The 9,942-nt window shown below is 39.7% G+C and carries 5 protein-coding genes; all 5 read left to right on the top strand.

What is annotated here, in order from left to right; genetic code table 11:
• On the top strand, positions 1 to 230 hold a 230-nt coding region (locus H3Z82_RS19095; RefSeq protein WP_182207079.1), incomplete at its 5' end, for a T9SS type A sorting domain-containing protein.
• 521 nt (positions 231 to 751) lie between these two features.
• Positions 752 to 1,402 (top strand): group II intron maturase-specific domain-containing protein, encoded by a 651-nt coding sequence (locus H3Z82_RS19090; RefSeq protein WP_220459218.1) that lies wholly within the window; start codon positions 752 to 754, stop codon positions 1,400 to 1,402.
• Positions 1,403 to 2,318: 916 nt separating this feature from the next.
• The gene (locus H3Z82_RS19085) at positions 2,319 to 5,414 is read left to right on the top strand and encodes a SusC/RagA family TonB-linked outer membrane protein (protein ID WP_182207077.1); all 3,096 of its coding nucleotides are present in this window, start codon (positions 2,319 to 2,321) and stop codon (positions 5,412 to 5,414) included.
• A 20-nt stretch (positions 5,415 to 5,434) separates the two neighbouring features.
• A complete protein-coding gene (locus tag H3Z82_RS19080; RefSeq protein ID WP_182207076.1) occupies positions 5,435 to 6,979 on the top strand; it encodes a RagB/SusD family nutrient uptake outer membrane protein in 1,545 nt (514 codons plus the stop codon).
• Positions 6,980 to 7,105: 126 nt separating this feature from the next.
• Positions 7,106 to 9,942, top strand: a 2,837-nt coding sequence (locus tag H3Z82_RS19075; protein ID WP_182207069.1) for a M43 family zinc metalloprotease, incomplete at its 3' end; no start/stop codon positions are given.

The following is a 9,942-nucleotide window of genomic DNA, read 5'->3' as shown; positions in this document are numbered from 1 at the left end:
AAGTTTATCCGAACCCTGTTCAATCTAATTTGTACATTCAAACAAATGGCCAAGAGACAATGTTTCTTGAGATTTTCAATTCGATAGGGCAGAAGATCTTTCAAAATACTTATAGCGACAATGTATCCTTGATTAAAATACCATTAGACAATTTTACTGAAGGATTGTATTTTATCAAGGGAAAACAAAATAGAAAAGTGTTTACTAAGAAAATTATTGTAAAACATTAAAGTTGTGTTTTATAATATTTTTGGAGCAGGACATTTTATTATTTGATTAGTAGTTGTTTGAAGCCTTCGACATTTTTGTTGGAGGCTTTTTTGTGTGTGCGCCTAGCATGATCGATAACTATAGGGTGCAAGTCCCGAACACGCCCTTGCAGTGGGAAGTGTTAGCTTAAGGTAAGGGTGTCCATCGCGAGGTGGAATCTGAAGGAAACTGGCGGCAAAGTCCTGGCCTGACGGACAGAAACTACATATAAGGCCAAAGTTGTCTGGATAAGGTTGCACACCAAACCAAAGTCCGATACTGCTCGGAGACAGCATGGTAAATGTAGCAGGCAGATGGGATGAAAGTTATCGCTCTTACCTAGGGAGATCTCATGGACGTGTGGAGACAATTTATGAAACACGGGGTAAAGCTTACCATGAGAAGTCAGCCGAGCCTATAGTACCAAGACAATGACTCATATTGGGAAGGGGTGAACTTTAAGGAGTGAGCAGTAAATGAATGTTACCATATGTTGAACGAAATGGAGAAAGAGTTAGAGAGTAGGGAGCATAAATTTGTACGCTATGCTGATGACCTTCTAATACTATGCAGAAGTAAACGCAGTGCAGAACGGACAATGAGCTCAATGATCCACTTTATAGAGGACAAACTGTTCTTAAAAGTGAATAGGGAGAAAAGCCAAAGTGCCCACATAAGGAAGGTCAAATTCCTTGGATACTCCTTTTACAAAAGCAAAGGAGAAGGGCGCCTACGGATACACCGAAAGAGTGTAGCCAAAATGAAAGCTAAAATAAAAGAGCTGACATCCCGTAGTAATGGCTGGGGTAATTCCCGAAGAAAAGAAGTCCTTCGCCAGTACATCACTGGTTGGGTGAACTACTTCAAATTGGCAGACATGAAGAATCGACTTCTTAGGATAGACGAGTGGTACCGAAGACGAATCAGGATGGTGATATGGAAACAATGGAAACGGATACGAACCAGAGTGAAGAATCTTATCAAGCTAGGGGTTAATAAATCCAAGGCTTGGGAATGGGCAAATACAAGAAAAAGCTATTGGCATACAGCTAATAGTTTTATCCTTAAGACCACAATCACCACGGAAAATCTGAGAAAAGCAGGCTATGTAATGCTGTCAGACCAATATCGAAAGGTTAGTATCAAAACTTAAGGAAGCGCCCAGTACGGATCCGTACGCTGGGTGCTGTGGAAGGTCGGAGCGGGAATTAATCCCGTTCCTCCTATCCGATTTAATATTCTCAACTGTGGATACAGTTTCTTGGTAAAGAACTGCTTCATGGTTTGGTACATTACTATAGATAAAAACGCAGTGCAGGCATATTTCATGGAAACATTTAGAGTAGGTGATAGCACGTAATTAATTTTAACCTGGATTTATTTGAAGTGAAAAATCTGCGTGACAACCAGCATTAGTTGTCAGGAAAATAATATAATCCTGGTCAGCAGACTTGCTTATTAGAAAGCGAAGTGATCTTAAAGATAAATCAATTCTCAAAAAAAATGAAAATCAATAAAAATTACAAACGAATCCATATTGAGCAGATACTTTATTATGCCCATTTTTATCCCGTAGAGGATCTGATTTTGTCTGATTTATACGGAAGATAACATCACAAGAAAGCAATGAAGGTATTTGACACTTTATTTTTAACATTGAAAATTTTAAAGGCGATTTTAATTAAAAACTAAAAATGGATTTTTGCACTTAACAAAAGATGTTCAATTAGATGTGTCGTTCAAGTTCAGTTCGGAAAATATCGTCAAATTAATAAGTTTTTTTGTTGCAATAGAAGAAGAGACGGATGCCTGTCGTATATAGGGGTTTGTTTGTTTTTTAATTCATTGAAATTTATCATATATCGTTTGTGTCTTCGCTGTCAGTGAGTTGTGAATTGTGTTTCTTGCTAATAAGACAGTTAAAAGGTTAGGTTTTCTGTATAGTAAAGGTCGAGTAAAGGTGTTTTATTGTACTTTATCTTATAATAATTTAATATTTGGGATCACAAACTTAACATAATCTTAATATAAAACTAAGTTTGAAGCTAACCTAAAATCAAATTATTATAATGAAAAAAAAACAATTTAGAAATCAAATTCACACCTGTAAAGGTCTGTTTTTATTGCTTTTTGGAATAGTGTCATTTGGATTTATGACCAACTCCCATGCTCAACAGATCCAAATAAGGGGAGTTGTAACTGACAACGCTGGAATACCGATTCCAGGAGCTACGGTTGTCATCAAAACAAATCAGACCGTGGGAACACAGTCGGATTTCGACGGGAACTATTTAATTGAAGTCCCAAATAACCAAACTGTCTTAGTATTTAGTTTCTTAGGATTTTTAACTAAAGAAATTACGGTAGGTACACAAACGACCATCAACGTAATGCTTCAGGAAAGTGCGCAGGATTTGGATGAAATAGTTATAGTTGGATACGGTACCCAAAAGAAAAGTGATGTCACTGGAGCCATTAGTTCTGTTAAAAGCGAGGACCTGACTAGAGTGGTCTCCACAAACCCTGTAGATGCACTTCAAGGCAGGGTTTCAGGTGTGACGGTCACGGCTTCTTCTGGAAGTCCTGGGTCTACGTCCGATATCACCATTAGAGGGATTGGAAGTTTTGGAAATAATCAACCTCTTTATATTGTTGATGGTGTCCAAGCTGATCCTTATTTTTTAAATGCAAATGATATTGAGTCCATTGAAGTTTTAAAAGACGCCGCTTCTGGTGCTATTTATGGAACGCGAGCAGCTAATGGTGTCATTATCATTACCACAAAGAAAGGTAAAGTAGGTAAAACAAAAGTCGAGATTGAAAGTTCATTAAGCTCCAATACAGCCAGAGAAGACATGAAGTTGTTAGATGCCGACGGTTACGTTTCCGTACATAGGCAGATGTATGAGAATGCAGGTGTCAGTATCCCACAGTATGTTCAAAACCCACCTAATGTAAATACTAATTGGGTAGATGAAACTCACAGAACTGGCCAATTAAATCTATTGAATGTTCGTGTAAGTGGTGCATCTGAAAATATCAATTATAGCGTAGCAGGCAGCTATGCTGACGAAAAAGGTATTTTAATCGGATCTGGATTTTCCAAGAAAGGCATCAATGCCAACATCTCATCTACTAAAGGAAGATTAAAAATCAACACGAGTTTAAATTACAGTGAAACGAATCGTGAGGATCATAAGTTTTCGCTGAGGGAGACCTATTTTATTTCGCCTTTGATTCCGGTATTAGATTCTTCTAAACCATCAGGATACGGCTATAGAAGTGGTGATTTACCGGACCATAGAAATCCAGTGGGTGAAAATACTATCATTGATGGGTACACCAAGATGAAGTATTTCTTAGGAAATGTTGGTTTCAATTATGAGATAATCGAAGGGCTGCACGCCAACGCAAATTTCTCCTTGTCCAACAGAGATAGTTATACATATGCTTTTCATCCTCCATTTCAAGTAAGAGATATTGATGATAATCCACAAAATAAATATGCATTTGTTTCTGAGTATAACAGTGAATTTAGAAGGTTAAATCAAGAGTATACCCTTAATTACATGTTTGACATCGACAAACATTCTATTAATCTACTTGCGGGATATCAAAGAATTTCTGAACCGTTTAAAGAGACCTATGCTCAAGCTGAAGGTTATAAATTTGATGAGGATGGCAATAAGATACCAGCCACCATATTAGACCCTAGTTTTAATACACTAAATGCTTTTAGTGATGGGACATATTCCGCACAGGGAACAAATGCTGGGTACGCATTGGTTTCACAATTTGGAAGGGTCAATTATGCCTATAATGATCGTTATTTATTTCAAGCGAGTGTGCGTAGGGACGGGAGCTCAAAATTCGGAAAGAACAATCAATACGGTGTGTTCCCTTCTTTAGCTGCAGGCTGGAAGATAACTGATGAAGATTTTATGCAGAACCAAAACATCTTCAATTTTTTGAAATTACGCTATAGCTGGGGACAAGCCGGCAATGATAGTGCTTTAGGGTATTACGATTATATCACTCTTATCACTCAAGGTAAAGATGGTGGTAATGGAGGGTACGTATTTGGTAATCCACAAACCTCTTATTTGGGAAGTATCGCACGTGATTTGCAAAACGACGATCTTCAATGGGAAACCAATACATCGTCAAACTTCGGAATCGATTTTGCCTCAATGAGAAATAAGTTAAAAGGAGCAATTAACTACTATAAAACGACAACACATGATTTACTTATTACAAAGGAGGTTTCACCATCGAGTGGTGTCAGGAATCCTATTGTTAACGTTGGTGAATTTGAAAACAATGGCTTGGAATTTGAGTTGGGCTATGTCAATAAAGATGGTGAATTTGGCTACTCTGCGTTCGGAACCTTTACTACCATTAATAGTGAGGTAACAAAATTAAGTAACGCAGATCAAAAATTATATGGGATAGGGTTATTGTTTGGATCAGACCATTTTGTGAACCAAACGCAAATCGGCTATGAGCCTGGAGCCTACTTTTTACCTGTGGCCGATGGTATTTTTCAAACACAAGCTGAAGTAGATGCCCACGGAGCACAACCAAATGCCGCTCCTGGGGACATTAGATTTGTTGATCAAAATGGTGATGGTAAAATAGATTCTAAAGATGAAACCTACCAAGGTACAGCGATTCCGAAATATGAATATAGCTTGAGTCTTTCTGCCGATTATAAAGGTTTTGATTTCACTGTATTCTTCCAAGGTGTTGGAGGCAACAAAATATACAATGGCAATGATTTCAGATTATTAAGTTTAGACACGGGAAGGAATTTTAGAGCTGAAGCTTCGAACGCATGGACAACTTCCAATACCAATACCAATATTCCAAGAGCAGTATTGGGCGACCCTAATAGAAACAGTAGAGCCTCTACCCGATTTTTAGAAAAGGGTGATTATTTAAGAGTAAAAACTATTCAATTAGGATATTCATTACCTGTCAGCGTTCTCGAAACCATGGACTTAGATGGGTTTAGAGTGTACCTGACTGGACAAGACTTATTTACATTTACTAAATATAGTGGTTTAGACCCAGAAGTTGGAGGAAATGTATTGTCTAGGGGTATTGACAATAATTTATATCCAAAATATAAATCTATCATTTTTGGAGTACAACTAGCATTTTAAGAATTATTAAATATAACATAATGAAAAACGTATATAAAATAGTTTTAGTTGCTTTTATATTATCAACTATAACATCATGTAATGACGATGACTTTTTAGAACAAACATCAGTTGACCAATTGACCTCAGCCAGTTTTTGGAGAAATGCTGAAGATGCTCAGTCTGGTTTGGTTGCGGCATATTCAGAATTGGAATCAAGAAGTAATTTTTGGGATGGATGGCAAGAAGGTCGGCCAGTAGTTGAATATTTTAGATCGGATTACGCTTTACCGGGACCAGATGCAAGTAATTATGCGCACTGGATGTCTATCTTCAATTTCAATTATACCAATGGGCATACTTTTTTAGATGTGATATGGACCACAAACTATAAAGGATTAAATTTTTCAAATCAAGTGATTACTAAAGTTGGAGAAATGTCCTCTGACAAGATATCAGATGCGGAGAAAAAACAAATAATAGGAGAAGCTACATTTTTAAGAGGTTATTACCATTTTAAATTATTAACGCTTTATGAACAAATTATTGTAAGAGATGAGTTGATTTCCAACGAAACCTTGGATAAGCCGTTATCCTCTCGTCCAGAGGCCTGGGGAGTGATAATTAATGACTTTAAGCAGTCTGCTGAAATGCTGAAATCAGTTGATAATACCGAGCCTGGCAGAGCCACAAAAGGAGCTGCCCTAGCCTTTTTAGGGAAAGCATATTTGTACAAGGCTGGAGACGCTTCATCTTCTGAGGCCTCCGATATTGAAAATGCAGCACAAGCTTTTAAACCCATTGTTGAAGGCACCGTAGGCTCTTACGCTTTAGAATCTGACTTTTTAAGTTTATTTAATGGCGAAAACGAAAACAACAAAGAATCCATCTTTGAACTGCAGTTTAAAACAGGAGATGCCACTTCAGATAATTCAACAAGATTACATGCTTTTGTAGGAGATTGGTCCATAGGTGGATGGGGCGGTATTGCGGCAACCATGAACGTTGTCAACGAAATGAAAAGTGAAGGTATGATTGCTAATAATGGTTTATATGATAATAGACTGTACGGGTCGCTCTATTTTAAGGACCCATTTTATAATGACACCAACACCAATGAAATGCAGGGTGGCACGTGGGATGATCTAATGATTGAAACGTATGGGGATACCAATGACAACGCTGCCTATTTTAGAAAATGGCTACCTAATTATGTATGGGACAATGGCTATGTTGGGGTAAATGTGGTATTAATGCGCTATGCTGATGTCTTACTCATGTACGCTGAAGCCTTGAATGAAACTGGAGCTACACCTCAGGCTATTGACATCATAAACAACGTTAGGGCAGTGCATGGGTATATGCCTCCAATAACGGTCACCTCTCAAGCTGATGTTAGAAAACAAATTATCCATGAACGAACCATGGAGTTGACTTTGGAATCTGCTCGATTTTTTGATTTACGTCGCTGGGGTATGCTAGACCAAGCGATGCAAGAAGCAGGACGTACCAATTTCAATTCCGCATCTCATGCTTATTTACCAATACCATTGTCTGAGATTCAGTCAAATGGAGCCGTTGACTGATTTGAAAAGGTAGTGTAATCTACACTCAAAATGGATCATCCATATATTCTATGGATGATCTGTAATTGGGGTCCAAATTATCATATCTGCTTATAAAAATTTTAATAACCTTTAATTAATTTTAACATGCACAACTTTAAACATTACAGCACCCTTCTTGTGTGCTTTCTATTGGCTTTGTTTTTCGGCCAGCCCATGTTGTCTCAGAATACTGACGGCAAAATTTGTCGTTCTGAAGAGCAGATGGAACTTCTTTACCAGGCAAACCCGAGTTCCAGGGCAGAACAAAGGATCCTGTCGCGATTGGTCAACAGTTCAGAGGAAATCCAGCGTAGAGATCCGGGGGCATCTTATGTGATCCCTGTGGTATTCCACGTTTTCGGAACGACCTTCAATTCTGGGACCGTTGTCAACGATGCACTTATAAAAGACGCCTTGATGAAAACGAATGAAGACTTCCACGGACTTAATGCTAAGTACTCAACCATTGCGCCACCGTTTGATGTCATAAAAACACCATTGGACGTGACGTTCAGACTGGCACAGCTGGACCCGCAGGGAAATCCGACAAGTGGGATCATGTACTATCCTGAAGCTGGGGGTATGGGTAACTATGATTCTCCGGTAGTGGCCCAGGTTGCCTGGGACAACAGTAAATACATGAACGTATATATCACCAGGGACCTTTATAATGATGGCGACTATTACAATTCCGGCGTGGCATGGTTGCCTGACACCTATATGACCAACAACAATACTGCGCGCGTTGTTTATAACGGGAGCTATCTTGGCACCAATACAGATGATAACTTCAGATCTATTTTGACCCATGAATTTGGACACTTTTTAGATCTGCACCATACCTTTAGAGGAGGAATCTGCAATAATAATCCATTGGATGGTGACGAGGTTGCGGATACGCCTTCCCATATCAACAATTCTTCCGGGACTAACTGCCAGGTGATCTACAACTGTCTGAACCAACAGATAAACAATGAGAACTTCATGGATTATACGGATTGTTATAAAATGTTTACCAGGGGCCAAGTCGACAGGATGGTGAACGCCCTGGACAACTCACCGGCACGGAATACCTTGTGGACGGCATCAAATCTTGCTGCCACGGGTCTTGATGTCGAGCTTGGGCCTAGGATAATTGCTAGCAACTCTTTTTTTGAAGAGCGCTATCTCAATGACGGTGTCGTGGAATCCGTAATAGAGCTCATGGCTACAGAGGCCAATTTTGCACTTGCTGCGGGTGAGTATGAGGAGGGCCTGCATTATATTGCGAACAATGTGCCCGTGGGAATGACAATGAAAATATCTGCTTCAAATAGTACAAGGGCAATCGTTGCGTTGGAAGGTATTTCGGAAAACCATCAGGCAATCAACACAGTATCGGATCTGGAGATTGTCTTTTTAGATCCTATGATCGAAGGAGGGGTTTCTTTATTGTATGCCGATACCTTGAGCAACCTTGTTGTGAACTTCAGCGATGTTTATACTGAAGCCTGCCAGCCTACAATTGGCTATTCAGGTTACACCTATATATCCAATGTTACCTTTGATGGGAGAAGTAATGAGACAATAAATAATTATTTCTCAGATTATACGGAAGAGTTATCCTATCCAGTCATTCCGGGCGCAACTTATCCGCTGTCGGTTACTACCAATAGGGGAGATGGCGGTGATCCGGATAACCTAAGAATCCAGGTCTGGATCGACTGGAATTCCAATTTTGTTTTTGAAGATTCAGAGTTGGTGGCTTCACAGGCCTACAATAACCGAGAGACGGACGGAGATGGGGATTATACTTATACGACTGACATTCAGATACCTGCCGATGTGGATTTGGGGAAGATAGCCATTAGGGTCATGGCCCATTTTGTAATGGGTACAGATGGGGACACTGCCTGCAGCTATATAGATAGTGGAGAGGTCGAAGACTATGGCTTGAATATTCTTGATGAAAGTACAGAGCTTACTGTTGAGTTTTCTGGAAACCCCAAGGCTGTGAACTTTTCCGAACCAGTTTCATTTGCTGATCTGTCGATCCCCGATGCCGGAGATAGCATTAGCTCCTGGTTATGGACCTTTGAGGGAGCTAGCACCCCAACATCTACGGACCAAAACCCTAAAAATATATTTTATACTGAAGGAGGCGAGTTCGATGTCACATTGGAGGTCACAACAACCAATGGGAAGGTGGGGACCCTGACCAAACCAGATTACATAAAATCCGAGTTAAGGTATTGTGAGACAAGTCCTGATTATGGTTCATATTTCAGTGTTAACAATGTCATATTGGAGGACATCAGCCACAATCCGGGAAAAAGTAACTATTATGATTATTTCGATTCTGTGACTACAGACCTTGCAGCGGGAATGACATATCCTATGACAATTACCTCGGAATTGGGTGATGGGGGAATAAATGACTATAACAGGGTTAAGGTATGGGCTGACTGGAACTATGACAGTGAATTCTCTGAAAGTGAATTGTTGATAGACAGATTGGTTTCCGGTGAAGATTATGATGAAAATGGCAACTACACTTTCACTGCGGACATACTAGTGCCGTACGGTGCATCGGTTGGCAAAAGAGTGGCTTTAAGGGTTATAGGTCACTATGAAGATGGGTTCACTGGACCATGTGGGAGTTTTGATAGCGGAAACGCAATTGACTATGGGATTGATATCGTTAGCGGGGTTTCTGGAATTACGGCATTGGCAACCTCTAGCTCTGAAGAGTTTTCTTTTACGGAACCGTTGGTGTTCACGGACCGATCCTCAAGTTCATCTGCCATTACAAATTGGGAGTGGACTTTTGAAGGTGGGACCCCAGCTTCATTTGCAGGGCAAAATCCACCTGAAATAACCTACGACGAGCCAGGGATCTATAGCTACTCCTTGACAGTTACAAATGCCGAAGGGGAAACAGGTTCATATACAGGCAGTGTGAG

Origin of the sequence: Gelidibacter maritimus (assembly GCF_014062315.1) — a bacterium.
Taxonomy (GTDB): Bacteria; Bacteroidota; Bacteroidia; order Flavobacteriales; family Flavobacteriaceae; genus Gelidibacter; species Gelidibacter maritimus.
This window is presented reverse-complemented; position numbering and strand designations above follow the sequence as displayed.

Coding starts and splice junctions, on each gene's coding strand:
- H3Z82_RS19080 (WP_182207076.1), top strand. CDS start 5,435: ATGAAAAACGTATATAAAATAGTTTTAGTTGCTTTTATATTATCAACT.
- H3Z82_RS19085 (WP_182207077.1), top strand. CDS start 2,319: ATGAAAAAAAAACAATTTAGAAATCAAATTCACACCTGTAAAGGTCTG.
- H3Z82_RS19090 (WP_220459218.1), top strand. CDS start 752: ATGGAGAAAGAGTTAGAGAGTAGGGAGCATAAATTTGTACGCTATGCT.